Origin of the sequence: Pseudomonas sp. NPDC079086 (genome assembly GCF_044542155.1) — a bacterium.
GTDB lineage: Bacteria > Pseudomonadota > Gammaproteobacteria > Pseudomonadales > Pseudomonadaceae > Aquipseudomonas.
The window spans coordinates 532,455-559,085 of sequence record NZ_JBITTY010000001.1; the positions used below are offsets into that span (position 1 = coordinate 532,455).

Annotated in this window: 24 protein-coding genes and 1 pseudogene; 9 read left to right on the forward strand and 16 right to left on the reverse strand. The window is 61.3% G+C overall.

From position 1 onward, the window contains the following. Positions 1-2 precede the first annotated feature (2 nt). Entirely contained in the window at positions 3-965 is a 963-nt protein-coding gene (locus ACIGEK_RS02605) for an SDR family oxidoreductase (protein WP_397491820.1), read from the reverse strand. 206 nt (positions 966-1,171) lie between these two features. Here ACIGEK_RS02605 and ACIGEK_RS02610 point away from each other — a divergent pair, with 206 nt between their 5' ends. Together ACIGEK_RS02610 and ACIGEK_RS02615 are read left to right on the forward strand one after the other, a co-directional pair. After that, positions 1,172-1,519 (forward strand): VOC family protein, encoded by a 348-nt coding sequence (locus ACIGEK_RS02610; RefSeq protein WP_397491821.1) that lies wholly within the window; start codon positions 1,172-1,174, stop codon positions 1,517-1,519. An 11-nt stretch (positions 1,520-1,530) separates the two neighbouring features. Next, positions 1,531-2,544, forward strand: coding sequence for a DUF5924 family protein (locus ACIGEK_RS02615; RefSeq protein WP_397491822.1), 1,014 nt, complete (start codon positions 1,531-1,533; stop codon positions 2,542-2,544). A 9-nt stretch (positions 2,545-2,553) separates the two neighbouring features. On the opposite strand, the gene ACIGEK_RS02620 is transcribed toward ACIGEK_RS02615, so the two are convergent. From ACIGEK_RS02620 to ACIGEK_RS02650, 7 genes are all read right to left on the reverse strand, one after another. Then, on the reverse strand, positions 2,554-3,783 hold the full coding sequence (locus ACIGEK_RS02620; RefSeq protein WP_397491823.1) for a nucleoside recognition domain-containing protein: 1,230 nt from the start codon (positions 3,781-3,783) through the stop codon (positions 2,554-2,556). Positions 3,784-4,083: 300 nt separating this feature from the next. Then, a complete protein-coding gene (xrtQ, locus tag ACIGEK_RS02625; RefSeq protein ID WP_397491824.1) occupies positions 4,084-5,454 on the reverse strand; it encodes an exosortase Q in 1,371 nt (456 codons plus the stop codon). Between the two features lie 14 nt (positions 5,455-5,468). Continuing rightward, a complete protein-coding gene (locus tag ACIGEK_RS02630) occupies positions 5,469-7,496 on the reverse strand; it encodes a VIT domain-containing protein (protein WP_397491825.1) in 2,028 nt (675 codons plus the stop codon). A 331-nt stretch (positions 7,497-7,827) separates the two neighbouring features. Continuing rightward, the gene (locus ACIGEK_RS02635) at positions 7,828-8,286 is read right to left on the reverse strand and encodes an inhibitor of vertebrate lysozyme family protein (protein WP_397491826.1); all 459 of its coding nucleotides are present in this window, start codon (positions 8,284-8,286) and stop codon (positions 7,828-7,830) included. Positions 8,287-8,296: 10 nt separating this feature from the next. Further along, positions 8,297-8,461: a DUF1328 domain-containing protein gene (locus tag ACIGEK_RS02640; protein WP_090379030.1), complete on the reverse strand. Its 165-nt coding sequence runs from the start codon at positions 8,459-8,461 to the stop codon at positions 8,297-8,299. Between the two features lie 78 nt (positions 8,462-8,539). Next, positions 8,540-8,974 (reverse strand): PA2169 family four-helix-bundle protein, encoded by a 435-nt coding sequence (locus ACIGEK_RS02645; RefSeq protein ID WP_397491827.1) that lies wholly within the window; start codon positions 8,972-8,974, stop codon positions 8,540-8,542. A gap of 91 nt (positions 8,975-9,065) precedes the next feature. Then, positions 9,066-9,902: a BON domain-containing protein gene (locus ACIGEK_RS02650; protein WP_397491828.1), complete on the reverse strand. Its 837-nt coding sequence runs from the start codon at positions 9,900-9,902 to the stop codon at positions 9,066-9,068. Between the two features lie 252 nt (positions 9,903-10,154). On the opposite strand from ACIGEK_RS02650, the gene algB reads away from it, so the two are divergent. From algB to ACIGEK_RS02665, 3 genes and pseudogenes are all read left to right on the forward strand, one after another. Continuing rightward, a complete protein-coding gene (gene algB, locus ACIGEK_RS02655; RefSeq protein WP_397491829.1) occupies positions 10,155-11,507 on the forward strand; it encodes a sigma-54-dependent response regulator transcription factor AlgB in 1,353 nt (450 codons plus the stop codon). Then, positions 11,504-13,279, forward strand: coding sequence for a KinB sensor domain-containing domain (locus ACIGEK_RS02660; protein ID WP_397491830.1), 1,776 nt, complete (start codon positions 11,504-11,506; stop codon positions 13,277-13,279). The genes algB and ACIGEK_RS02660 overlap by 4 nt, the downstream gene beginning before the upstream one ends. Before the next feature lie 94 nt (positions 13,280-13,373). Then, positions 13,374-13,777, forward strand: a pseudogene (locus tag ACIGEK_RS02665) (DUF1330 domain-containing protein). A gap of 7 nt (positions 13,778-13,784) precedes the next feature. On the opposite strand, the gene ACIGEK_RS02670 reads toward ACIGEK_RS02665, so the two are convergent. Both ACIGEK_RS02670 and ACIGEK_RS02675 read right to left on the reverse strand, forming a co-directional pair. Then, complete coding sequence (locus tag ACIGEK_RS02670) at positions 13,785-14,561, reverse strand: N-acetylmuramoyl-L-alanine amidase (RefSeq protein ID WP_397491831.1); 777 nt, start codon at positions 14,559-14,561, stop codon at positions 13,785-13,787. Continuing rightward, positions 14,558-15,151, reverse strand: coding sequence for a MarC family protein (locus tag ACIGEK_RS02675; protein ID WP_397491832.1), 594 nt, complete (start codon positions 15,149-15,151; stop codon positions 14,558-14,560). Before ACIGEK_RS02675 ends, ACIGEK_RS02670 begins: the two co-directional genes overlap by 4 nt. A 180-nt stretch (positions 15,152-15,331) precedes the next feature. Here ACIGEK_RS02675 and ACIGEK_RS02680 point away from each other — a divergent pair, with 180 nt between their 5' ends. Next, a complete protein-coding gene (locus ACIGEK_RS02680; protein ID WP_397491833.1) occupies positions 15,332-16,750 on the forward strand; it encodes a DASH family cryptochrome in 1,419 nt (472 codons plus the stop codon). A 6-nt stretch (positions 16,751-16,756) separates the two neighbouring features. Here the strand turns inward: ACIGEK_RS02680 and ACIGEK_RS02685 are convergent, their stop codons facing one another. The 5 genes from ACIGEK_RS02685 to ACIGEK_RS02705 all read right to left on the reverse strand — a co-directional run bounded on the left by ACIGEK_RS02685 (position 16,757) and on the right by ACIGEK_RS02705 (position 21,247). Next, positions 16,757-18,619 (reverse strand): GGDEF domain-containing protein, encoded by a 1,863-nt coding sequence (locus tag ACIGEK_RS02685; protein ID WP_397491834.1) that lies wholly within the window; start codon positions 18,617-18,619, stop codon positions 16,757-16,759. 15 nt (positions 18,620-18,634) lie between these two features. After that, complete coding sequence (locus ACIGEK_RS02690; protein WP_397491835.1) at positions 18,635-19,498, reverse strand: endonuclease/exonuclease/phosphatase family protein; 864 nt, start codon at positions 19,496-19,498, stop codon at positions 18,635-18,637. A gap of 23 nt (positions 19,499-19,521) precedes the next feature. Next, positions 19,522-20,151 (reverse strand): thiol:disulfide interchange protein DsbA/DsbL, encoded by a 630-nt coding sequence (locus ACIGEK_RS02695; protein WP_397491836.1) that lies wholly within the window; start codon positions 20,149-20,151, stop codon positions 19,522-19,524. 153 nt (positions 20,152-20,304) lie between these two features. Then, positions 20,305-20,910, reverse strand: coding sequence for a c-type cytochrome (locus ACIGEK_RS02700; RefSeq protein ID WP_397491837.1), 606 nt, complete (start codon positions 20,908-20,910; stop codon positions 20,305-20,307). Positions 20,911-20,956: 46 nt separating this feature from the next. Further along, positions 20,957-21,247: a c-type cytochrome gene (locus ACIGEK_RS02705; protein ID WP_397491838.1), complete on the reverse strand. Its 291-nt coding sequence runs from the start codon at positions 21,245-21,247 to the stop codon at positions 20,957-20,959. A gap of 247 nt (positions 21,248-21,494) precedes the next feature. Between ACIGEK_RS02705 and yihA the strand changes: the two genes are divergently transcribed. Continuing rightward, on the forward strand, positions 21,495-22,148 hold the full coding sequence (gene yihA, locus ACIGEK_RS02710) for a ribosome biogenesis GTP-binding protein YihA/YsxC (RefSeq protein ID WP_397491839.1): 654 nt from the start codon (positions 21,495-21,497) through the stop codon (positions 22,146-22,148). A 301-nt stretch (positions 22,149-22,449) separates the two neighbouring features. Here the strand turns inward: yihA and polA are convergent, their stop codons facing one another. Beyond that, positions 22,450-25,296 carry a DNA polymerase I gene (gene polA, locus ACIGEK_RS02715; protein ID WP_397491840.1) on the reverse strand — a complete coding sequence of 949 codons (2,847 nt, stop codon included), beginning with the start codon at positions 25,294-25,296 and terminating at the stop codon, positions 22,450-22,452. A 74-nt stretch (positions 25,297-25,370) separates the two neighbouring features. Here polA and ACIGEK_RS02720 point away from each other — a divergent pair, with 74 nt between their 5' ends. Together ACIGEK_RS02720 and ACIGEK_RS02725 are read left to right on the forward strand one after the other, a co-directional pair. Further along, positions 25,371-25,655, forward strand: coding sequence for a DUF2782 domain-containing protein (locus tag ACIGEK_RS02720; protein WP_090254419.1), 285 nt, complete (start codon positions 25,371-25,373; stop codon positions 25,653-25,655). A 15-nt stretch (positions 25,656-25,670) separates the two neighbouring features. Further along, positions 25,671-26,621, forward strand: a complete 951-nt coding sequence (locus ACIGEK_RS02725) for a homoserine kinase (protein WP_397491841.1) — start codon at positions 25,671-25,673, stop codon at positions 26,619-26,621. Positions 26,622-26,631 lie beyond the last annotated feature (10 nt).

Consider the following 26,631-nt stretch of genomic DNA (forward strand, 5'->3'; position numbering starts at 1 on the left):
AATCAAGCCTGCCCTTCAATCCCCTGCGCCCTTAAGAACGCCACAAATGCCTCGCGCGAGCTATAGCGTGGGCTAAAGCCGAAGTCCTGTTTCAGCCTGCGGTTGCTCAACACCGGGCGATAGCGCAGAAAATCCACCTGCTCCGGGCCGTAGGGGCTGAGGCCCAGGGGTTTGAGTACGCGCAACGCGGTGCGGATCAGCCAGGCCGGCAGGGCGCGGTAGGGTTTGCCCAGCAGTTCGGCGATTTCCTTGAGCGATAGGGCGCCATCGCCAGCCAGGTTGAAGATGCCGGCGCTCTGCTGACGCAGGCCGCGGCAGATGATGTCCACCACATCCTGATCCCAGATGAACACGAAGCGGCTGTCGCTGCCGCGAATGCCCAGTACTGCGGACTTCTTGAACAGCTCGGTGAGCTGGTTGTTCACCTGTTTGCCGAGGATGGTGCCGGGGCGCAGTATCAGCTGCTTGAGTTGCGGGTGCTGCACCCGCGCTTCAGCCAGCAAAACCTCCACTTCACGTTTGTGCTTGGCGTAGGCGAACTGCGCATGGCCGCGCAGCGGCTGGTCTTCATCCAGCCACTCGGCATTCTGCGGGTCGTAGCCATAGGCGGCGCCGGAGTTGGTGACAATCAACTGCTCAACGCCATGGGTCGCAGCCGCCTGGATCAGCCCCTGGGTGCCGCCGACATCGATGGCATGCAGCTGTGAGTCGCTCATGCCGGGCGGCGGGGTGACTACCGAGGCCAGGTGGACGATTGCTTGCGGCTGCCAGGTGGCCACGCAGTCTTCCACTGCGGCCGGCTGGCTGATATCGAGCAACACCGGCTCGATATTCAGCTTCATGCCCGCGCGGTTCTGCGGGCGAATATCGGCGGCAATCAGCATCCACTGCGGATGCTGAATAGCCAGTTGGTTAAGCAGCTGCTGGCCGATATAGCCGGCTGCACCTGTGATCAAAACGCGCATTACCCTCTCCATACGCAGCGCGGCCCGAGGGCGCGAAGGCTGCGTTTCTACCGACTGTGATTCCCCATTGCAGCCTATCCAGCGGGTTGCGCGGAGGCAGTGGCAAGGCTGGCCAAACAGCGTGGCCAAAGGCGACAGATGCTTGCGCCCTGGTGCGTTGGGCGCGCTATGCTCTGCGCCCGATCATTCGCCCAGGCATAGCGACCATGAGCCAGACCGAACAGAACCTGCGTATCGACTACATCGAGTTCGCCGCCGTCGACCTGCCGCTGCTCAAGCAGTTCTATGAGCACGTCTTCGGCTGGCGCTTTACCGACTATGGCCCGCACTACAGCAGCTTTACCGACGGGCGCATGACAGGCGGCTTTAGCACCGATAGCGCTGTGGGTAGCGGCCCGCTGGTGGTAATTTACGCCACGGATCTGGAAGGCGTGTGTGCCCAGGTAGCCGCAGCGGGTGGGCAGATCACTCAGGCAATCTTCAGTTTCCCCGGTGGCCGGCGCTTTGAATTCAGCGACCCAAGCGGTAATCGCCTAGCCGTCTGGTCGGAGTAATCGGACTTCCCATGCAGGCAGTGAAACAACAGGCGCTCAAACTGATCGCCCTGATTCAACGTAATCCGGGACTGGTGGCAATCTTCGGCTTTGCCTCGGGGCTGGCGAGCTTTCTGCTGGTCGAGCGCCAGGCCGAGCTGGCGCAGGTATTGGCGCTGGTGATGCTGGTCAGCTGGTTGTGGCTGATTCTGGAAAACATCCTGCGCGAGCGCATCGCCCAAAGGTTCGGCTTCGAGTTGCCGCCGCCGTTGTTGCGCTATGCGACACAGATGATCCACCAGGAGAGTCTGTTTTTCGTTCTGCCGTTCTTCTTTATCACCACCACCTGGAACAGCGGTCAGCTGCTGTTCAGCGGCCTGCTGGCCAGCGCGGCGCTGGTCTCGATCATCGACCCGCTGTACTACCGCTGGCTGGCGCCCAAGCGCTGGCTATTTCTCGCCTATCACACCCTGACCCTGTTCGCCGTGCTGCTCACGGCGCTGCCGATTATCTTCAAACTGACCACCCCGCAGAGCTATCAGTTGGCGCTTGCCGCGGCGGTCGTGCTGTCGTTTCCCTCACTGTTCACGATCATCACCGTACAACGCTGGTGGCGTGGCCTGCTGCTGGTTGGGATGACCCTGGCGATAGGTGCTGGCGGCTGGCTGGTACGCGTCTGGGTGCCACCGGCAACCCTGTGGCTGACCCAGGTGGCTGTGACTAGCCAGTTCGATAACCAGAACCGCGCGCCGGGTGAGAGCATCAAGCAACTGAGCGTGGCGCAGCTACGCAGCCAGGGCCTGTTCGCCTACACCGCAATCAATGCGCCGCGCGGGCTGAACGAGCGGATTTATCACGTGTGGCGGCGCGATGGCGGCGAAGTCGAACGCATCGCCCTGGATATCCACGGCGGACGCAAAGAGGGCTACCGCGCCTGGACCCACAAACAGAACTTCCCTGCCGACGCCGTAGGCCGTTGGCAGGTCCAGGTGCTGACCGAGGCCGGGCAGATGATCGGAGTGTTGCGGTTTAAGGTTGTGGAGTAACCGCAGGGCTCAGCCAAAAAACCAGTAGCACACCAATATGGCCGCCACCACCCCAGCAAACTCGGCCAGCAGCGCGCAACCCACGGCATGCCGTACGCGCTGAATACCCACCGCACCGAAGTACACGGCCAGCACATAGAAGGTGGTTTCCGTGCTGCCCTGCACCGTGGCGGCGATCAGCGCGGCGAAGCTGTCGACACCCTGGGTCTGCATGGTTTCGATCAACATGGCGCGCGCTGCGCTGCCGGAAAACGGTTTGACCAGCGCGGTGGGCAGCGCTTCGACAAAGCGGGTGTCCCAGCCAACTGCCTCAACCAGCCAACGAATGCCGTCAAGGCCGAACTCCAGCGCACCGGACGCACGTAACACGCCAATCGCGCAGAGCATCGCCACCAGGTAGGGCAGCAGGCTCTTGGCCACGTCGAAGCCTTCCTTAGCGCCTTCGACAAACTCTTCGTACACCGCCACCTTCTTCAACGCACCGAGCAGCAGAAACAGCAAGACGATGCCGAACAGCGTGAGGTTGCCGGCCAGCGACGACAGGGCCGCCAGCGCCGTGGCCGACATGGTCGCCAGCACGGCCATAAAGCTGCCGAGCAACAGCGCGCCGGGGATCAGGTAGGCCAGCACCACCGGGTCCCACAGGCGCAGACGCTGCATCAGCGCCACCGACAGCAGGCCGACCAGGGTCGAAGCGCTGGTCGCCAGTAGAATCGGCAGGAATACCAGGGTTGGATCGGGCGCGCCTTGCTGGGCGCGGTACATAAAGATGGTTACGGGCAGCAGGGTTAGCGACGAGGCGTTGAGCACCAGAAACAGGATCTGCGCGTTACTCGCCGTGGTGTTGCTGGGGTTGAGGGTCTGCAGCGCGCGCATGGCCTTGAGGCCAATCGGCGTGGCGGCGTTGTCCAGGCCCAGGCCATTGGCGGCGAAGTTCATGGTGATCAGGCCGAGGGCCGGGTGACCACGCGGGACTTCCGGCATCAGCCGCGCAAACAGCGGGCCGAGCATCCGCGCCAGGGCATCGACCAGGCCAGCTTTCTCGGCGATGCGCAGCAGGCCGAGCCAGAGGGTCAGGGTGCCGAACAGCAGCACCATGACCTCGACCGACAGCTTGGCCATGGCAAACAGGCTCTCGACCATGGCGGCAAATACCGCCGGATCGTCACCGAGCAGCCAACGCGACAAGCCGGCAAGCGCCGCCACCACGAAAAAACCCAGCCAGAGCCAATTGAGCATGCCGTCTCTCCCCCAGATCAGTGGTCGCGATGATAGCGCGGCTTAGCAGGCTGTTGAAAAACTACCTGCGTTGCCATCGCGGCGTTAAAAACCGGCTCAAAATGCTCATTTACAACTCGTAAACTCCGCTTTTTCGCCTGTTTTTGCCTTGCGCTGGCTGCCTCGCCAACGTTTTCAACGGCCTGTTAAGAGAGGCTGGGGTGGGGTTAACCGCTATGGCGCGCTTGAGCCGCGAGACATACAACCACTAGCCATCGCCGGGCGGAGAGGGCGAACCCTTGTCCGCCGCAGCGGGCGCTTTCACAACCGCTCAGCCGTACTCACAGCTCGCCATGGCCCCACCGAGCCCCCACTGAGCGCCGACCAGTACCAAGCCGAGTTATCGCTAAAACTCTGCCCAGCGGCGTCCTCAATGTACTCGCATACACGCAGATCGACGCCATGACCACTGGCGACAAAACAGCGCTGCAAGCCGTCGCCATCACTGCGCTGCTCCAGATGGATGGCCTGAATGCGATACCCCAGACCGCGGTAGCAGTCTGCGGCCGGATGCAACTTACGCGTGGGACGAGTCACATGGCGCAGCGTGACCGCCCGCGCGCCCGCACTAAAACGGGCGATAGCGCCGGGAAACTGCGCAGTGAAACGCTGCTCCACCGCCGACAAGGCCAACGGTCGCAATGGCTCGCCAGCGTATTGCGCTGGCCACTCGACAAAGCTGCCGTACCTTGGCTCAACAGCCGCAGGCGCTGCCAACAGCGGCCACAGCGCCACAGCCACGAACGCCGTGAGCAACACCACTTGCAACGCCGGCTGCAGCGACGGCCGGTGGCCCGGCAGCTCAGGCGCCAGTGGCGCAAGCGTCACTTCGTGGGCCGTACCGTTCGCCATCATATAGCGCAGCACCAGCGCACAAACGCCGATGAACACCAGCAAGCCGGTGCCCTCGTGCATCCAGCCGGGCCAATCCAGACGCCCGGTTTCCTGCAGGATCAGCAGGCTATTGCGCAGAATATTGCCGGCCAGTATCAGCACCCCGAGCAGCGGCAAACGGCGCAGTAACTGGCGATCGCCCATGCGTAGCCAAGCGGCGGTGGCGAACGCAGTGAAGTAGGCGACCCAGGCCATCTGAATGCCCGAACAGGGTGCATCGACCATGATGAGTTGCCCGGACACTTCCAGCGTGCTGCCTTGGCGTAGCACCTCCAGCCCGCCGGCGCGCAGCAACCAGGCGCTGACCTCAGCGGTCAGCACCCGCAGCGGATAGCCGATAAAGAACTGCAGGGACGACATGATCGGCAGCGCCAACAAACCCAACCCCAGCCAGGCCAGCAGCGCCTGCCCCGGCGCGCGCAGCGCCAGCACCCCGGCGAACAGCGTCAGCACCGCCACTACCGCGCGCAATAACGGTGGCAAGCCTGGCACCAACCCGGCCACCGCGCAGAGCAGCACTGTCAGCAGTAACCAGGGCAGCCGCGGCGCGGCTGATAACTGGCGGCGCTCGCGCCAGAGCATCAGCACTAAGGCAAGCAGCGCGACTATGCCGAACGGATCGTCGGAGCCATCGCTCATGCGCCGCGCGCTCCACTGCCACACCGGCCACAGCGCCAATGCCGGCAGCAGCAACCACAGCCACCTCGGCGGGTTGGCCCCAGTGCGCGGCCAAGCCATTGGGAGCGCCGATATCACTCAAGCTGCTCCTGACGAGCATGCTGGCGCGCCAGCCAGCCCATACCCAGAACCGCGACCAGCAACATCAGCCAGAGACTCGGCTCCGGAGTACTCGACACCAGCGCACCTACTGCCTGGTTGCTCACGCCCTGAGGCAGCGGCAAAGGCTGTTTGACGCTGGCGGCAGCGGCCGGATCGGGGTTGCGTACCTGTTCGTCCACGGCGATAAACGAGGTGTAGGCCGTCAACAGGCTGTATTTCAGACCCAGGTCGAGAATCGCCTGGCTATGGGCGTAGTCGCCTTCGAGGGTTTCCTGATCGGTAAGGCTGGCGACCTTATGCCGTGCCCATAAATAGCCCAGCGCCTGATTGCTCGCGCTGGCCATCTCGGGCCTGATCGGCACTTCAACTCGATACGGCCCGGCCGCGCCGCGCCCCTCCACTTGCAGGCTGCCGCGCGCCTCGCCGCGCCATTTGCCGAACACTACCAGAGGCCGCTGAGCGAACAGATCCGGCAAGGCCACGGGCTCGACGTCATAGACCTGCAAGCCAGCGAAACGCACCTGCGGATTGGCCAGCACCGGCGCATCGATCATCTGCCGAAAGCGCTCGGCCTGCTCGTCCGCCGCCGCCTCGTTGAGGACTACGAAAGGCTCGCCTTGCCCGGCCCGCGCCAGGCCCTCGATCAGCTGACGATTGACCGAGCTGCCAATACCGAAGGCGAACATATTGGCCTTGTCCAGATTGTTGCGCACCAGCTCGAAGGCCTCGCGTTCAACCGACACAAAACCATCGGTGACCACTACAAAGCTACGCGCCCGCTCGGGATCGCTCGGCACAGCCAGTGCCTTGCGCAACGCCGGCAGCAGCTCGGTGCCGCCCGAGCCCATCGTGGTGTCGAGCATACCCAACGCAGTCTCGATATTCGCTGGGGTAGCCGCCTGCGACTCATCGGCGAGCATGCTGCTACTGCCAGAGAACAACAGCACATTGAAGCTGTCGACCGGGCGCAAACGCCCGAGCAGATTCTTCAGCAGGCGCTTGGCGGTATCCAGCGGGAAGCCATGCATGGAGCCGGAGATATCCACCACGAAGATATATTCGCGCGGCACCAGCATCTGGCTTTTCACCTTCGCCGGCGGCGCGATCAAGGCCAGGAAGAAGTTTTCCTCGGCGCCTTTGGACAGCAGCACGCCGCTCTCGAAAGTGGCGCCACTCAAACGATAGTCGAGGATGAAATCGCGGTTATTGCTCTGCCCCGCATCGCTGCCCAGGCTGACCCGCGCCTGACTCGGCGTGCTCTGTTGCAGTTCGATCTTGTGGCTTGGCGAGCGGATATCGGCCAACGGCACCGGCGACTGCAACTCCACCTCGAGCGAGAAAGCATCGCGCGTCGCTTCGCCCTCGGGCAAATATGGTGTGCTGACCCAGGGGCCAGCCTTCTGGCTCTCACTGCCGGTACTGCCGTTGTAGCGCGGCCCGACCACGGTAGGGAAAACGAAGCTGTAGACGCCATCGGTGGGCAGCAGCAACTCGGTATAACGCAGCTCCACGTCGACCACATCACCGGGCAGGATATTGGCGACATTCATCTGGAATACATTTTCGCGCTGTTGTTCGAGCAGGGCCGCCGTTTTACCGGCGCTCTTGGCCTGTTGATACTCCTGCTGGGCCTTCTGCTTCTCGCGGATCTGCGCCTGTAGTTCACGCTCGCCCAAGCGCACGGTCATGCCGTACACCGCCGCGCGGGTCGAGCAGGGAAACACATATCGCGCCTCCAGCGCCCGCGTACCCTCGTTGCGGTATTGCTGAACAACCCGCACATCGGCGATCACCCCCAATACCCGCACCTCGACTTTGGTGGCCTTGAGCGGTAAGCGATCCACTGCGGGATCGTCGCTCTGTACCGCGAAATAAGGACTTTCGCTGTGCTCGGCGGTGGATTGCTCGCTGGCCAGCGCGGGCTGTGACAGAACCAAGGCGATCAGCAGCACAAGCCGGCGACCGACGCTGATCTTAGGAATGGATAAACAATCAAACATGGCGAAGTTCCCCGTAAATGATGCAAACACGGGGGCCATGCTGAGGTCACTTTGTGGTGGGAGTGTGCAGTCGTTATGGCGATTGTGTGGATTCTTGCATCCACAGATCGCCATAACGAAGCTGCGCCGCTTAGCAGGCCGTTGAGAAACGTAGGCGAGACAGCCGAGACAAGGCAAAAACAGGCGAGGAAGCGCAGTTCACATGTTGTAAATGAGCATTACTCGCTCCACTCGCCCTTCGGGCCGCGCTAATAGCGCGTTAGCCGCAAGCGGCTTGCCGAGCCGGTGTTTAACGCCGTATCGGCAACGCAGGTGATTTTTCAACCGCCTGCTAGTACCAGTTGGGATCGCTCTTCAGCTGCTCTAGCAGCAACTGCTGAGTGGCTTCATCTGGATCGCCGAGCCAGCGTAGGGTCGCATGCTGACTGGGTGCCTTGTCCGTCGGCAGGCCGTCGGGCAGTTGCACGTAGAGGGCATAGGCATCGTCCTTGTCCCAGCTGAAGGCTACGTAGAGGCGCTGGTTGAAGCAGTTGTGCTCTTCGCACAGCTGACCGACCAGGTACTTGTCGCCGTCATCATCCAGGCCCTGCATCGGGCTGGCGATGCCGCTGAGGTTCATCACCCAATCCGGCAAACGGCTTTCATCCTCTACCAGCTCTTGCCAGCTTTCTTGGTAAGCAGGGTCACTGGCGAGCAGTTCATTGAGGCGGAATTGGCCGTCGGTGTCCGCGGCCAAAGCCGCCGCACTACCGCCCAGCAACAGGGCGGCAAGCAGCGTCTTGATGGTCATGGTTGCTCCTCTATCCACGTGGGCGACGGCCCATGATGAACGAGACGATAAACATCACCAGGAACACCACGAACAGAATCTTCGCGATACCCGTGGCGGTGCCGGCGATACCGCCGAAGCCCAGGACTGCAGCGATGATGGCGATAATCAGAAAGGTAATGGCCCAACTCAACATGGCGAAACTCCTTCTCTACTCAAGTGTGCGCCGTGGCGCTAGATGACCCGGTGTGGCACAGGCCACACCGGAGCGTGCTTACTGCATGGACTGCTTCAAGGTGCGCATACGGTCATGGTTGGCACGAACTTTCGGCATTTCTACCGCCAACAGGGCCTGCACACTCGGCTCTGAACCTTCTAGAGCATCCTCAAACGCATGCAGAATGCGGTCTTCGGCTTCTTCCAGTTGCGCCACGTAGGTGGCCTCGGTGTCACTGGCCAAGCTAGCTTTGGTATCGGCATAAATCTGACGCAGCTTGCCGACAAAGGTACCGCCGCTGGCCGGAACTTCCTGGTTGGCGGTAACTTTCACCGACAGCGCGCGGATCAGCTCGCTCTTGCTCTGCGACATGTCGCGGAACAGCACCTGCAGACGCACATCCTTCACTTCATCGTGAGCGTGCTGGTAGAAGCGCTGGCCATCACGGGTGATTTCGATCAGTTCGTTGAGTTGTTCGGTGGTGTCAGTCATGGTGGATCTCCTGTGAGTTGTAGCGGCTGCCCAAGCGGCAAGGCAGCCTCAGACAACAGGTAGCGGCCGGCATGGCCGCTGCCCGGATGGATCAGCTGGCGACGCGCAAAGCATCGGCATCAACACCGCGCACGCCACGGATGTTGCGGGCGGTTTCAACGGCCAATTGCTTCTCGGCGTTGCTCAGCACGCTGCCGCTGAGGCTGACCATGCCCTTCTGGGTGTCGACCGAAATATTCAAACCGTCGAGGTTGCGGCTATAGATAAAGCTGGATTTCACCTTGCTGGTGATCCACGCATCGCTGATCGCCGCAGCGGTTTCATCGGCCGCGTTCTGTGCCTTGGCCGCAGTGCTGTCAGTGGCGCTGACGCTAAGCAGGTTGTTCACCTCACGCACGCCTTCGGTGTTGGCCGCCAGACGACCGGCCAGGTCCTTGGCCTCGGCGCTCTGCGCACTACCGATCAGGCTGACCATGCCGTTTTCTGCGTTGACGTTGATGTCCAACCCTTCGGTATTACTGTTCCACAACAGCTTGGATTTCACCGTGGCCACCAGAGTCGCGTCGTCAAAACGTTGCGACAGGTTTGGCTCGGCGCTGGCCTTGGCTTCGAAGTTCGGGTCGAGGGTCAGCTGGTTGTCGACCTTCTTCACCCCTTCAATACCGAGGGCGATCTGTTCAGCCAAATCGCGCTCGACATCGGTTTCCACCTTACCGGTCAGCTTGGCGCTGCCGTTTTCCACATCCACGTCGATGGTGAAGGGGTTGAGGTGGCGGTTAAGGGCAAACGCAGTCCAGATCGAGCCTTCCTGGCGCGCCTCGCTCAGCGCACGGCTGGTATCACCCTCGGCAGCATAGGCAGCGAAAGGGGCCAGGCCGATCAGGCCGGCGGTCGCAGTGGCCAGGGCCAGAGTTTTCAATTTATGCATGGCAGTTCCTCCAATGGATAACGATCAAGCGAGCGGCCGTTTGTCGCCGCCGTTACTGGTAGATCGCAAGTGCCATGCCAGCTTTCCTTATCGATATAAATTCATAAATATCAATAACTTATGACATGAAAACGAAGGCGACAGGCTTGCAGCTTGCATGATCGGTGCAGAACGGCCGTGCAACTTGCACGACGCGCTGCGGACTAACCCTGTGCACGCAATGACTGTGTGCGGGATAAGAAGGAGATGGCTATGCATGCAAGCACAGAGGAACACAGCCTGGGGCGCATTCTGCTGGTGGATGACGAGACGGCCATCCTGCGCACCTTTCGCTATTGCCTGGAAGATCAGGGTTATCAGGTGAGTACCGCGAGTAGTGCGGCACAGGCCGATGCCTTGTTGCTGCGCCAGGTCTTCGATCTGTGCTTTCTCGACCTGCGCCTGGGCGCGGATGACGGCCTGGAGGTGCTGGCGCAGATGCGCCTGCAGGCACCCTGGATGCGTGTCGTGATCGTTACCGCGCACTCGGCAGTGGACACTGCAGTGGATGCGATCCAAGCCGGTGCGGCGGATTATCTGGTCAAACCCTGCAGCCCGGAGCAGCTGCGCCTGGCCGCAGCCAAACAGCTGGAAGCCCGCCAGCTGGTCGAACGTCTGGAGCGCCTGGAAGGCTATGTACGCAAGCCCGGCGACGGCCTCGACTCGCAGAGCCCGGCGCTGATGGCGGTGCTGCAGACGGCCAAGCAGGTGGCCGACACCGACGCCAATATCCTCATCCTCGGCGAATCCGGCACCGGCAAGGGCGAGTTGGCACAGGCCATTCACCGCTGGAGCAAGCGCGCGAAGAAATCCTGCATCACCATCAACTGCCCATCGCTGAGCGCCGAGCTGATGGAAAGCGAGCTGTTCGGGCATAACCGCGGCTCTTTTACCGGCGCCAGCGAAAGCACCCTGGGGCGCGTAAACCAGGCCGATGGTGGCAGCCTGTTCCTCGACGAGATCGGTGACTTCCCATTGGCGCTGCAGCCCAAACTGCTGCGTTTTATTCAGGACAAGCAATACGAGCGCATCGGTGACCCGGTAACCCGCCAGGCCGATGTGCGGATTCTCGCGGCGACCAACCTCAATCTGGATGAGATGGTTCAACAGGGACATTTCCGCGAAGACCTGCTGTATCGCCTCAACGTCATCACCCTGACCCTGCCACCGCTACGCGAACGGCGCGAGGACATCCTCGATCTGGCCGAGCGCTTTCTCGCGCGCTTTGTCGTCGAGTACGCACGCCCCGCGCGCAACTTCAGTGAAGAGGCGCGTGAGGCGCTGCTGAGCTATGCCTGGCCGGGCAATATCCGCGAGCTGCGCAACGTCATCGAGCGCGCCAGCATCATCTGCACCGAGGAGCTGGTGCAGGTCAGCCACCTCGGACTGAGCGCTGCGAGCAGCCAGTGCGCGCCGCAAATCGGTGACCAACTGAGCCTGGAAGCCCTGGAAAAAGCGCATATCAGCGCCGTGATGGCCAACAGCGAAAGCCTCGACCAGGCGGCAAAAACCCTCGGCATCGACGCCTCGACCCTGTACCGCAAACGCAAGCAACTCAGCCTGTGAACCTGCGCAGCCGGCTATTTATAAGCAGCAGCGCGCTGCTCACCGTGGCCCTGGTGGGGCTGTTGCTGGGCATGTTCAGCGTGTTGCAGCTGACCCAGGTGCAGAGCCAGGCGATGACCCGCAACCTGCAGATCATCGACGCCAGCCTGGGCTTGCGTCAGGAGCTGGGCAAGCAGGTGATTCTGCTGCTCGCCGAAGATCTCGACCGCGAGGCCCTGAAAACCTCTGACCTGCAGTTCAAACGCTGGCTGCAACGGGCCGCTGAGAGCGCCACCGACGAGAGCGATCATCAGGCCATTGCCGAACTCGAACGTGCCTACGCCAGCTTCGATGACCTGCTGGCCAAACCCCTGACCGTACGCCGCGAACTGCTGCGCAATGACAGCTTCGGCCGCGCCATTGAAGCTCTGCGTGACCGCATCAACGCGGTGCAAACGCGCTACATCAAGGCCGTGGATCAGGAAGAAACAAGCGCCCGCGAACGAGCCTGGCTGATCGCCGGCCTGCTCGGGCTGATCGGCCTGGCGGTACTGGTGATTGGCTTTGTCACCGCACATAGCATCGCCCAGCGCTTCGGCCGGCCAATTGAGGCCCTGGCGCGGGCCGCTGACCAGATCGGCCAGGGCGACTTTCAGGTCACCCTGCCGCTGACCCCGGTGGCGGAAATGTCCGCCCTGAGCCAGCGCTTCGGCCTGATGGCCGAAGCGCTGCGCGAGTTCAAGAACAGCGATGTCGAAGCGCTGCAAGCCGAGCAGCAACGTCTGCAGGCGGTACTCGACAGCATCGATGACGGCCTGCTGATCTTCGATTGCGCCGGCCGGGTCGAGCACATCAACCCGGTGGCCCTGCGCCAGTTGAACTGGGGCGACGAACAGCTCGGGCAGACCCTCGACGTGGCACTGAACCGCGCCGATCTGGCCGAGCAACTGCAGCGGGTGCTGCAGGGCGAAAGCCTGGACGAAACCCTGGACGACCTGCAGGTACAGATCGACGGTGAAAACCGTTTGCTGGCCTACAGCCTGTCCGGGGTCAGCCACAATGAAGGCCGCCTGATGTGCGCGGTGATGGTGCTGCGCGATGTCACCGAACAGCGCGCCTTTGAACGGGTGCGCAGCGAGTTCGTGCTGCGCGCCTCGCACGAGCTACGTACGCCGGTGACCGGCATGCTGATGGCATTTGCCCTGCTGCAGGAGCGCCTGCAGTTCGCCGCCGAATCCCGCGAAGCCGACCTGCTGAACACCGTGGATGAGGAAATGCAGCGTCTGTTGCGACTGATCAACGATCTGCTGAACTTCTCGCGCTACCAGAACGGCCTGCAAACCCTGGAGTTGTCTGCCTGCGCTCTGGAGCCGCTTCTGCTGCAAACCCAACAGCGCTTCGGCGCCCAGGCCGCCGAGCTGCAGGTCAGCCTGGCCTGTGAGGTGCACAGCGAGCTGCCGGACGTGCAGATCGACCCGCTGCAGATCGAACGGGTGCTCGACAACCTGATCGGTAACGCCCTGCGCCACAGCCACCCCGGTGGGCAGATCCGCCTGCAAGCGCGGCAGCAGGACGAACGGGTGGTACTCAGCGTGGAAGACAACGGCGAGGGCATTCCCTATCGTCAGCAGACACGGATCTTCGAACCCTTCGTCCAGGTCAGCCGCAAGAAAGGCGGCGCCGGCCTGGGCCTGGCGCTGTGCAAGGAGATCGTCCAGCTGCACGGCGGGCAGATCGGCGTGCACTCACGCGCAGGGCAAGGCGCGCAGTTCTATGTCGCGCTGCCGGTATAAGCCGTCGATTACGCGCAATCAGCCAGGCTGATGCAGATTGCCTATTGGCCAGTGCATGTCGACACTCAGCGCTCCAGTCCCGAGGAGCGCCGCCATGCCCAGCATCAACCCCAGCCCCGCCCAACTGGCCGCATTCACCGCCGATGTGGCGGACGATACGCCGCTGCTGATGCTCAACCTGCTGCGTTTCCAGGCCCAGGCCAGCTATGCCGCCGCCAGCACCATGCGCCGTGTAGCGGGCGCGAAGCCTATGCGCGCTACAGCCAAACGGCGCTGCGCAAGGTGCGTGGAGTCGGTGGAGAGGTGCAGATCATGGCCGCCGCGCAGGCTGCCCTGATTGCCCCGGCCGATGAGCACTGGGATGAACTGCTGCTGGTGCGCTACCCATCGAAGGCCGCTTTCCTGAGTATGCTTGCCGACCCGGAGTACCGCGCGGCAACCGAGCACCGCACGGCAGCTCTAGCTGATTCGCGGCTGATCGCCACCACGCCGCGATAACGACTGCTTACTGCTGGCGGTTAAGCACCAAAAGCAAAGCCGCCGTCTCAGCATCCGGCTCGCCGTCATAGCGTGCCGGGCGGTACTTCATCTGCAGGGCAGCGATCACGTTGCGCGTGGCCTGGTCTAACTCGCCATGGCTGGGCACGGCATAGCCCTGGCGCGCCAGCTGCTCCTGAAACCACTTAACGCTTGGCAGGCTGGCACTGAACAGTGCCTGCTCATGCGCCACCTCGGCGGCATCTGGCCAGGGCATCAGTCCGGCATCGGCCAGGCGCTTCCAGGGAAATAGCGGACCGGGGTCAACCTTGCGCTGCGGGGCGACATCGCTGTGCGCCAGGATGCTGCCGGGCGGCAACTGGTGGCGCTGCATGATGTCCTTGAGCAGCACGATCAGCGCATCGATCTGCGCCGGGGCAAAAGGCTGCCAGTAGCGGCCGGTGGGGGTGTCGTAGAAGCCCTGGTTGACCAGCTCGATACCAATCGAGGTGCCATTGAGCCAGGTGCGCCCTTGCCACTGGCTCTCGCCGGCATGCCAGGCGCGGCGGTTTTCATCGACCAGGCGGTAGATGGTCGCCGGTGCTTCGCCGATCAGGTAATGGCTGCTCACCTCGGTCTCGGTCAGCAGTTGCAGCGAACGCGCCAAATCGGTAGAGGTGTAGTGCAACACGATGTACTGCACGCGGCTGTTCTGCCCAGTGGCGGTATGGCTGTCATCAATGCGTAGGCCGCTGCTGCAACCGGCCAGCAACAAGACCAGAAAACTTAAACTCAGAACTCTCATGGGCTGATATGCAACACGCTTTGCAGGTTATCCAGCAGCATGTCGACGCTGAGCATGATCAATAGCATGCCCATCAGCCGCTCCACTGCGGTCAACCCGCGAGGTCCAAGAAAACGCTGCAGCAACGAGGCCTGCAACAGAATAAATGCGGTCGCCGCCCAGGCCAGCAGCACTGCGACGTAGAGCTCCCAGAGCGGCCCGTCGTGGGTGTTGCGCAGAGTCATCAACACCGCCAGGGCTGAGGGACCGGCCACCGCTGGGGTGGCCAGCGGCACCAGCATCGGTTCGCCATCCGGCACATCACCCAACACCCCTTGCGGGCCAGGGAAGATCAGGCGCATAGCGATCACAAACAGGATGATACCGCCGGCAATCGCGGTTGCCTCCCGCGACAGGCCCAAGGCGCTGAGCACTTTGTCACCAAAGGTAAGAAACAGCAGCAACAACGCCAGGGCAAACAACAGCTCACGCGCGGCGACCCGCAAGCGGCGCTTCTCCGGCACATTCTTCAGTGCGGCGATAAAGATGGCGATATTGCCGAAGGGGTCGGTGACCAGAAAGATCAACGCGGCGATGCCGAAAATTTCCATAACTACTCCTCAACAGATCGGCAGAGTTTAGTGCTTATGTCGGCAGAAAACGCCTTTGATCAGGCACAAACGCCACGCTGGTCTGTTGCCTGGGCAAGGTGCGTCTGACGCTGCTAGACTAGGAATCTGTACAAACATGTATTTTTTGTACAGCCCTTGTATCGATTAGGGGATCACACCATGCGCGCACTGCTGTGGTTCAAACAGGATCTACGCCTTGATGACCACCCTGCCCTGCAGGCGGGCCTGACCGCCGAATGCCTACTACCGGTGTATGTACTGGACCCGGTACTGCTGCAGCTCAACGAATTCGGCATGCGCCCTATGGGCGTTCACCGCGCGCGCTTTCTGCTGGAAAGCCTGGTGGCGCTGGAAGGCGAATTGCGCCAGCGCGGTTCACACCTGCTGGTAGTCATCGGCTCGGCAGAACAGGCAATCCCCCAGCTGGTCGCCCAGTTCAATCTGAACCAGGTGCTGACCCTGGAGGAAATTGCCCCCGACGAACGCGCTCAGGTGGCACGCGTTGCGTGTCGTCTCGGCGACGCGGTCCTGCAGCAAGCCCCCGCCAACAACCTGCTACGCGCTGAAGAGCTGCCTTTCAGTGTTGAGCAACTGCCCCATGTGTTCAGTAAATTCCGCAGCCTGGTAGAAGAGCGCTTGCAGGTGTTCCAGCCGCGCCATGCGCCAGAGCATTTACCGGGGCTACCGGATGGTGCGCTGGCACTGATGCAACCACTGCCAACACTGACCCAATTGGGCCTCGGCGAGCCGCTCAGCGTAGCGGCCAGCGCCTTCCCCTTCTCCGGCGGCGAACCGGCTGCGCTGGGCCGGCTGCGTGACTACCTGTGGAAAACCCAAGGTGTGCGGCAGTACAAGGACACCCGCAACGGCATGATCGGCAGCGAGTACTCGACGAAGTTCTCACCTTGGCTGGCCAACGGCAGCCTGTCCGCACGCCGCGTGGTGGCCGAGCTGCGTCGGCATGAGGCGCAGTTCAAACGCAATGATTCGACCCACTGGCTGTGGGTGGAGATGCTCTGGCGCGACTTCTTCCGCTGGACCCTGATTCGTCACGGTAGCGCGCTGTTCAAGGCCGGCGGCCTGAAAGCTACCGAGCGTGCACCACAGCAACTGGATCAACGCTTTCAAGACTGGTCACGCGGACGCACCGGCATGCCGCTGGTGGATGCCAATATGCGCGAACTGGCCGCCACCGGATTTATGTCAAATCGCGGCAGGCAGGTAGTCGCCAGCTACCTGATCAATGACCTGCAACAAGACTGGCGCCACGGTGCAGCCTGGTTCGAGGAACACCTGATTGATTACGACCCGGCCAGCAACTGGGGCAATTGGGCTTACCTGGCCGGCGTGGGCAACGATCCACGGCACAACCGGGTGTTCAATGCCCTACGCCAGGCCCGTGAATATGACCCCGACGCGCAGTACGTCAGCCTCTGGCTACCAGAGCTGCGCGATGTGCCGCAGGCACTGCGGCATACGCCCTTCCTGCTCGCCGGCGGGCACCTGCGCAGCCTCGGTTACCCTCAGCTGGACAGCATTCCGGAGAGCTGGAAGCCCTACCTGCACGCAGTGGCCTGAGCCGAATTAACTCAGCTCAACCCGGTTGCGTCCGCCGCTCTTGGCCCGATACAGCGCCTGATCAGCTCGCTCGAACACCTGGTCACTGCCTTCCTCACCGGCAAATGCGGTCAAACCCGCCGAGAGGGTGATGGTCACGCGCTCACCGCGAAAGTGGAACGGACACTGCTCGACGCCCTCGAGCAGGGTTTGTAGCAGCTGTTGACCACCTTCCATGGGTGTCGAAGGAATCAGCAGAACAAACTCTTCGCCGCCGAAACGGGCAATGAAATCGGTTTTGCGCAGGCGCTTGGCCAGCTCGCCGGCAATGATCTTCAACACCTTGTCGCCAGCCAGGTGTCCGTAACCATCATTGATCCGTTTGAAGTGATCAATATCCAGCACCGCCAGCAGCAACTCGCCGCCATAGCGTTTCCAACGCGCCATCTCCAGCTCCAGGCGCTCGCTCCAGCCGGCCCGATTAGGTAGGCCGGTAAGCGGATCGATCAGAGCTTTCTGCCGTTGTTCTTCGAGGTGATCGCGGAAGCTCTGCGCTTCCTGCTCCATATCCGCGACCTTCTGGGTCAGGCTTTGCAGGCGTTGCGCCACTTCGTCCTCATGACCGTCGCGATGCTTCTGGTGCTCACTGACGGTGCTGAGCAAGCCGTCCAGGCGCGCTTCCAGTGATTGCTTGAGGGTCGGCAGATCAACCGCATCCTGCACGCTGGCCTGCAAGCCGCTGACCTGCTCACGCAGTTCCTGATTAAAGCTGCGCGCGCTTTCTACCGACTCGCTGTAGCCCTCATGGGCCTCGCTGAGGGTGCTGAGAAACGATGCCAGACGCTCGTTGAGCTGCTTCAGGTAACTGGCAAACTCACGCTGACCACTGTCGGTCACGGCCAGCACCAGCACCGCCAGATCGTCCAGCACCGCCACCAGTTCGTACCAGTTCAAGCCGCCCTGCACGCGCTGGCGCAAGGCCTCGCCCTGCGGTTGATGGCGCTCCGGCAGCTCCAGTTCATCGAGCAGGCCCATCAGGCTGTCACCGATATGCGGGGCGACGGCGCTGTAACCCGGCTCGGGAATTTCCGGCAGGGCATAGGCCGGATCGCTAGAGCCCTGAGCGGGTGCAACTGTTGCTGGCGCTGCTGCGCTGGGCGGGATTGCCACCACAGACTGTGGTTCTAACACGGGATTTGGCGTGGCAGGTGCGGCGGGCGCAGGCGCCTCGTTGTTCGGGTTTACCGCCACTTCAGCAGCCTGTACTGCGGCTTGAGGTTGCGCGATAACAGCCGGGGCTGACGTTGCGGGTGGCAGCATATCGGCTGACGCCGGCGCGCTGTCATCAGGGCTAGCAGGCACTGCGTCCTTGCTGCCAAACAGACGCTGGAGAAACCCCGGACGCGCCTGGCTGGCCTCGCCATCAAGCGCGGCCAGGGCCTGCTGCTGCAGATTGCTTAATTCACTGAGCAGCGCGGGCAGTTCGCGCGGTTGACTGGCACGTTCCTCAATGCGTTTGGCAAATTGCTTGAGCGCTTTGCGCACCTCGCGCGGCGGCTCCAGGGCGAGCAGTTGATCGGTCAGACTCGTCACACCTGAAATGTTCTGCTCGACGCGATCCTGACGGTGTTTCTCAGAGTCCAGCACGGCCTTTTCCAGACGCGGAATCAGTGCCGAAAGCCCCTTATCGATATCATCGCGGCGCAGAATATCGCGCAGCTCCTGCATGCACTGGTCAACTGACTTGTCGCTGCCCTCGGCTGCCAGCGAGCTGCGCACCAGGCCGCGCCTTAGCAGGTCGAGCCGGGCATCCCAGCGACGTTCAAGCTTCTCTTGCTGTTCCAGGCTTTCTAGGTACTTGCTTTTCCAGCGCTGGGCATCATCGGTCATGGTGGCGATCCAAACTTAAGGCCCAATCAGCATAGGCGTTGCAGGCTCATAGAGTGAAGTGGGCAAGCGAATTTGCACCGCCACCGGCAGGTGGTCGGAAATTGGCTGCGACAACACCTCACAACGCTCCAGCGGCAAGCCAGGGCTGAGCAGAATGTGATCAAGGCAACGCTGCGGTCGCCAACTGGGAAAAGTTGCCTCGATCTGCGGAGCAACCAGATCAAGATCGCGCAGCGGTGAGTGCTGCAGCAGGTCATTGGCATGGGTGTTCATGTCACCCATCAGCACTATGTGCCGATAGTCACCCAGCAGTTCGCGGATATAAGCCAACTGGCGCGTGCGGGTACGCGCGCCAAGGGACAGGTGCATCATTACCACGGCGACTGCATCCGGCCCTTCGCCCAGGCGCAGCAACATCGCGCCACGGCCAGGCGGGCCGGGCAATGGATGATCTTCCAGCAGGCTGGGGCGCAAACGGCTGAGCACGCCATTGCTGTGCTGCGCCAGACGGCCGAGGTTGCGGTTGAGTTGCTGATACCAGTAAGGGAAAGCGCCGAGGTGCGCGAGGTGCTCGACCTGATTGACGTAGCCCGAACGCAGGCTGCCGCCATCGACCTCCTGCAACGCGACCAGGTCGAAATCACCGAGTAGATCGCCAATCCGTTGCAGATTGCCGCTGCGCCCGGCATGCGGCAGCAAATGCTGCCAGCTGCGTGTCAGGTAGTGGTGGTACCGCTGGGTGCTGATGCCCACCTGGATGTTGAAACTGAGCAGCCGCAGGCTGCCATTCTGCGGCCATTCATCCGCTGGCGCGCAACGTGGATTGACCTGTGGATCGCACAGGTCAATCGCCCGTCTGGCCGGCCAGCGCCTGAGCATTACGCGTTATCCGCGTACGCCAGTTACTGCGCAGCGCGTTCTTTGGCGATCAGGTGATCAGCCACTTGCAGCGCTTGTTGCGGACCACCCGAGCTGCTGATGTCAAAACGGTACTTGCCGTTGACGATCATCACCGGCACGCCAGTGATCTGATAAGCCATGGCCAGTTTCTTGGCCTTTTCCAGCTGGCTCTTCACACCGAAGGAGTTATAGGTCTTGAGGAAGGCGTCCTTGTCGATACCTTCAGCAGCCAGGAAATCAGCCATCTCTTCTGGAGTAGCAAGTTTCTTACCCTGCACATTGATGGCATCGAAGATCGCAGCATGCACCTTATGCTCAGCTTTCATCGCTTCAAGGGTGATGAACATCTGGCCGTGCACATTCCACATGCCACCGAACATGGCCGGGATGCGCACGAAATTGACATCCTCTGGCAGGGTGTCGATCCACGGATTGATGGTGTCTTCAAACTTGTAGCAATGGCCACAGCCGTACCAGAACAGCTCGACCACTTCGATTTTGCCTGGTTTGGCAACTGCTACTGGGTTGTTCAGCTCAACATATTGCTTGCCTGCTTCAATTGGCTCGGCATGAGCGCTCAGACCAAACAGGCTGGCAGTGACGAGAGTGGCACTGAGGATCAGGTTACGCATGCGTTACTCCTTGGCTATAGACGGTGCGTGGTGACGAACCGGAATTCGACACGCGAGGCAAACTGGGGTTCCGTGCATTGTAGCGATGCCCACAACGAAAAAGGGTGGCCTGAGCCACCCTATTTCATTACGACATGTAGCGGTGCTAACGGATCAATGCAGACCCTGGATAAAGCTGGATACCGCTTCGATATCCTTGTTGCTCAGCTTGGCTGCGATCGAACGCATGATCATGCTGTCGCCGTCATTGGTACGGTTGCCTTCGCGGAAGTCAGTCAGTTGCTTGGCGATGTAGGTTGCGTGCTGGCCACCCAACTGAGGGAAGCCGGCAGCATCCAGACCGGCGCCGTTCGGCGAATGACAGCCAGTGCAGGCAGGCATGCCTTCAGCCAATTTCCCACCGCGGAACAGCTCGCCGCCACGCTTAACCAGCTTCGGATCAGCAGCGCCAACACTCATCTGCTGGCTGGAGAAGTAAGCGGCGATATCGGCCAAGTCTTCTTCTGTCAGGTTATCCAGCAAACCGGTCATTTCCACGATAGGACGTGCACCGGATTTGATGTCATGCAGCTGCTTGAGCAGGTATCGCTCGCCTTGACCAGCCAGTTTCGGGAAGTTCGGTGCAACGCTATTACCATCGGCAGCATGGCACGCACCACACACAACAACCTTACCCTGACCGGCTTCAGCATTGCCTGCGGCATGTGCCAGGCCAGTGATGCCCAGGGTCAACAGCAGACTCACGAGTACTTTGTTCATCAGCTAATCCAATTTACGGCTAAGAGAAAGAGTTTATAAGCCGGGCTTACTCGGTCATCAACTTGATGACAGCTTGGTAATCCTCGGCCGTGCAGTCCATGCACAACCCGCGGGGCGGCATTGCATTCAGACCATTGGTGACACTCTGTACCAGAGCATCGGTACCCTTGGCCAGACGCGGTTCCCAGGCGGCCTTGTCACCACGCTGCGGGGCAGTCGGAATCTGCCCGCCATGGCACACGCCACACGCGCGAGCGTAGACGGCTTCTGGGTCCTGTGCAGCCTGAACGCTCAACGACAGCATCAAGGCGCTGGCTGCAATCAGCAATTTTTTCATCAGATCAACCTCATCAGGGAGGGGAACGTACTGCTTTCTATGGGCAGATGATCTAAATCGTTCCCGTGAACACTTATCCAACAGCGGGAGAAAGCGCACACAAAATCTGCGCCATTATATACTGGCGTCATTGAAACGGAAACGACGCAGCTTGCCGCGCTACGCGCCAACAGGCAGGCTGCGCGCAAATGTCGCAAGGGCATCGCGCCTGTAACGCCACTCTACGCTCGCCCTCACGGATACCCAGATGCAAGCCAAGAACCCCATTATCGGCCTGTGCCAACAGGCTACTTTCCTTATCAGCGCGGCCAAAGTTGACCAGTGCCCTGAAGATTTCGGCCATGAAGTGGCTTTTGCCGGGCGCTCCAACGCCGGTAAATCCAGCGCGCTGAACACCCTGACCCACGCCAGCCTGGCACGCACCTCGAAGACGCCAGGGCGCACCCAGCTGCTCAACTTCTTCAAACTCGACGAAGAGCGCCGCCTGGTCGACCTGCCGGGTTATGGCTACGCCAAGGTTCCAATCCCGCTCAAGCTGCACTGGCAGAAGCACCTGGAAGCCTACCTTGGCAGCCGTGAATGCCTGCGCGGATTGATGCTGATGATGGATATTCGCAAGCCGCTGACCGAGTTCGACATCCTTATGCTGGATTGGTCAGTTGCCAGCGAAATGCCCATGCACATTCTCCTGACCAAGGCCGACAAGCTGGCGTTTGGTGCAGCGAAGAACACCCTGCTCAAGGTCCGCCAAGATATTCAAAAGGGCTGGGGTGATCGCGTCAGCATCCAGCTGTTCTCCGCACCCAAACGTATTGGCATTGAAGACGCCCAAGCGGTGTTGGCCGAATGGATGCAATTGGGGGAGTTTGCCCTGCCGCATGACGAAGAAGCCGACGCCTGACCAAAGGTCGCGCCACGGCGCGCCCGATAGCGGCCACAAAAGGCAGGCAAAAAAAACCCCGAACTTCTTATGGGGGAGGGAAGTTCGGGGTTTAACGTCTGAACCGCTAGGGCGGGGGTCCAGAATCTGCCAACACTTAACACAACAAAGGAGCATTGATTGGCTGTCTAGGCCATTCATAAACTCTGAGTGGCCAACCCAAAACAAAGTTCAGGCATGCGTGAAAATTAATTAGTCATAAACAGGCCCGTATTAATTCCACGCCTTCACACGCATACCATTAGGCGGCAACCGCCACATATCAGTGGGCCTCGTCCCAGTTATCGCCTACACCCACTTCCACCAGCAGCGGCACATCCAGCGCAGCGGCATTGCCCATCAGCGGTTTGATCTGCTCACGCACCTGCTCGACCAGATCCTCACGCACCTCAAGCACCAGTTCGTCGTGTACCTGCAAAATGACCTTGGCATCCAGGCCGGATTCGCTCAGCCAGTTATCCACCGTCACCATCGCGCGCTTGATGATGTCCGCCGCTGTGCCTTGCATCGGCGCATTGATCGCGGTGCGCTCGGCGCCTTTGCGCAACGCCTGGTTCTTCGCATGAATATCCGGCAGGTATAGGCGGCGGCCGAACAGCGTCTCGACAAAGCCCTGCTCAGACGCCTGCTCGCGAGTGCGCTCCATATAGGCCAGCACGCCGGGATAACGGGCGAAATACACATCGATATACGCCTGCGCCTGTTTACGGTCGCAGCCGATCTGCTTGGCCAGGCCAAAAGCGCTCATGCCGTAGATCAAACCGAAGTTGATCGCCTTGGCGCTGCGGCGCTGATCGCTGGTTACGTCCTCCAACGCCACGCCGAACACCTCGGCAGCAGTGGCCTTGTGCACATCGCGGCCGTGGCGGAAGGCATCCAGCAGGCTTTCATCCTTGGCCAGGTGCGCCATGATGCGCAGCTCAATTTGCGAGTAATCCGCCGCCAGCAGCTTGTAGCCTTTGGGCGCAACAAACGCCTGGCGAATACGCCGACCTTCAGCCGTGCGGATCGGAATGTTCTGCAGGTTCGGATCGGTGGACGATAAACGTCCGGTCGCGGCCACTGCCTGGTGATAGCTGGTGTGGATGCGCCCGGTGCGCGGGTTGATCTGCTCCGGCAAACGGTCGGTGTAGGTACTTTTCAGCTTGCTCAGGGAGCGGTACTGCATCAACACCTTGGGCAGTTCGAAATTCTGCTCAGCCAGCTCGGCGAGCACTGCTTCGGCGGTGGACGCCTGACCCTTGGCAGTTTTGCTGATGACCGGCAGGCCGAGTTTCTCGTAAAGAATCACCCCGAGCTGTTTCGGCGAAGCCAGATTAAATTCCTCCCCGGCGATCTCGAAAGCCTGACGCTCCAGCGCCACCAGCTTCTCACCCAGCTCGTTGCTTTGCAGGCCGAGCAGATTGGCATCGACCAGCGCACCCTGGCGCTCAATGCGCGCCAACACCGGCACCAGCGGCATTTCAATGTCCTGCAGCACCTTGGCCAGGCTCGACTCAGCCGACAGCTTGGCCCACAGGTGCTGATGCAGACGCAGGGTCACATCAGCATCTTCAGCGGCATAGGGCGCGGCCTGGGCCAGATCAATCTGATCGAAGGTCAGCTGTTTGGCGCCCTTGCCGGCGATGTCCTCAAAACGAATGTTGCTGTGATCCAGGTACTTGAGCGCCAGGCTGTCCATATCATGACGGGTGGCGGTGGAATCCAGCACGTAGGATTCGAGCATGGTATCGAACGCTACGCCCTGCACCGTAATTGGCGTCGAGGCATTGGCGAGGATATTAATGTCGTACTTGGCGTGCTGACCGACCTTGGCCTTGTTCGGGTCTTCTAGAATCGGCTTCAGCGCCTTGAGCACCGCATCGCGGTCAAGCTGAATCGGCACGCCCATATAGGAGTGGGCAACCGGGATATACGCCGCCTCGCCAGCCTTGACCGCAAACGACAGGCCAACCAACTGAGCCTTCTGTGCATCCAGTCCGGTGGTTTCGGTGTCGAAGGCGATCAGCTCAGCGTTGCGCAGCTTCTCCAGCCAGACGTCGAACTGCGCCTGATCAAGAATGCACTGGTAATCGCCCAGGGCTGCCGCTGCGGGCAACTCGACAACTACCGCCTCGGCAGTCGGTGCTTCAGCAACCGGACTGGTCGGCGTAACGGCAGTGGCGCTAGGCGCCAGGGCAAACAGATCATCGGCAGCCGCCGCAACCGGTGCTTTGACCGCAGGAGCAGGATTGCTGCGCAGCAACTCATCGCGCCAGGTCTTGAATTCCAGCTCGGCGTACAGCTCCATCAGGGCCGGCACATCCATCTCGCTCGGGTGCAGCGACTCGATGGCGATATTCAGCGGCACATCCAGCTTGATGGTTGCCAGGGCATAGGACAGGTAGGCCATGTCCTTGTGCTCGGCGAGCTTGGCCGGCAGGGTTTTGGCGCCGCGGATCGGCAGCTCCGGCACTTTATCGAGGTTAGCGTAGAGCACATCTAGGCCACCGCCGACACCTACCAGCAGGCCCAGGGCGGTCTTTTCACCCACACCCGGTACGCCGGGAATGTTGTCGACCTTGTCGCCCATCAGCGCCAGGTAATCGATGATCAGCTCAGGACCGACACCGAATTTCGCTTTCACGCCATCGATGTCGTAGACGCTACCGGTCATGGTGTTGACCAGCGTAACGTGCGGGCAAACCAGCTGGGCCATGTCCTTGTCGCCGGTGGAGATCACCACGTCGCGACCCTCGCCTGCGCACTGGCGGGCCAAGGTGCCGATCACGTCATCGGCCTCGACACCCTCAACGCACAGCAGTGGGTAGCCCATGGCCCTGACACTGGCATGCAGCGGCTCGACCTGAACGCGCAGCTCATCGGGCATCGACGGGCGATTGGCCTTGTACTCGGCGAACATTTCATCGCGGAAGGTCCCGCCCTTGGCGTCAAACACCACGGCAAACGGGCTTTTCGGGTACTGCTTGCGCAGGCTCTTGAGCATGTTCAACACGCCCTTTACCGCACCGGAGGGCAAACCCTTGGAGGTGGTCAGCGGCGGCAGGGCATGAAAGGCACGGTAAAGGTAAGACGAACCGTCAACCAGAACGAGAGGGGCTTGGCTCATGAGCAGGATCAACCTTTTCGGCGGGGGCGGCGGTAGAATGGCCGCACCATTGGAATCAAAGGGACAAGGTTATCATGCGCGCACTCAATCGCCTGTTGCTGGCCAGCCTGCTGGCATTCACCACCCTGGTCGCTCACGCCGAAGATCCAGTGTCGGCCGACCCGGATGTAACCATTCGCCAGGACGGCGACCGCACCATCCATGAATACCGGGTCAACGGTTTTCTCTACGCGGTCAAGGTCATCCCCAAAGGCGGCAAACCGTACTTCCTGGTACGTGCCGATGGCAGCGATGGCAACTTCGTCCGTTCGGACAGCCCGGATATGTTGATTCCGGCCTGGGAAATTTTCAGCTGGTAAGAAGGCAGTTCTGCAATGTCGGTGTTTACCCCGCTTGAGCGCCACGAGCTCGAGGCGTTTCTCGCCCCCTATGGCCTGGGTCGCTTGCGCGACTTCCAGGGCATTGCTGCGGGCAGCGAGAACAGCAATTTCTTCGTTAGCCTGGAGCAGGGCGAATTCGTTCTGACCCTGATCGAGCGCGGCCCGAGCGGCGACTTGCCGTTCTTTATCGAATTACTCGACGTACTGCACGACGCCGGCCTGCCGGTGCCTTACGCCCTACGGACAACCGGCGGCGAGGCACTGCGCAGCCTGGCAGAAAAACCAGCACTGTTGCAGCCGCGCCTGGCAGGCAAGCATGTGCACGAGGCTAATCCGCATCACTGCCAGGAAGTTGGTGCGCTGCTGGCGCGCATCCACCTGGCCACGCGCAATCAGCCGCTGCCACGCAAAAGTGATCGAGGGCTGGACTGGATGCTCGCCGAAGGCCCAAGCCTGGCCCTGAAGCTGCCCGATGAGCAGGTGCCGCTGCTGCGCGATGCGCTGACGGAGATTCACACGCTCAAGCCGCGCATCTTCGCCTTGCCGCAGGCCAATCTGCATGCCGACCTATTCCGCGACAACGTGCTATTCGACGGCAACCACCTGGCCGGGGTGATCGACTTCTACAACGCCTGCTCGGGTCCGATGCTCTACGACCTGGCGATTGCCCTGAATGACTGGTGCTCGTTTGCCGACGGCAGCCTCGACAGCAAGCGCGCACAAGCGCTGTTGGGAGCCTATGCCGGCTTGCGACCATTTACTGCGGCGGAAGCGGAGCTGTGGCCGGCCATGCTGCGCATCGCTTGTGTGCGCTTCTGGCTGTCACGTCTGATTGCCGCCGAATCCTTCGCTGGGCAGGAAGTACTGATCCACGATCCGGACGAGTTCCAGCGCCGCCTTGCCCAGCGCCAGCAGGTTAATCTGGCGCTGCCGTTCGCGTTCTGAGAACTGGGCG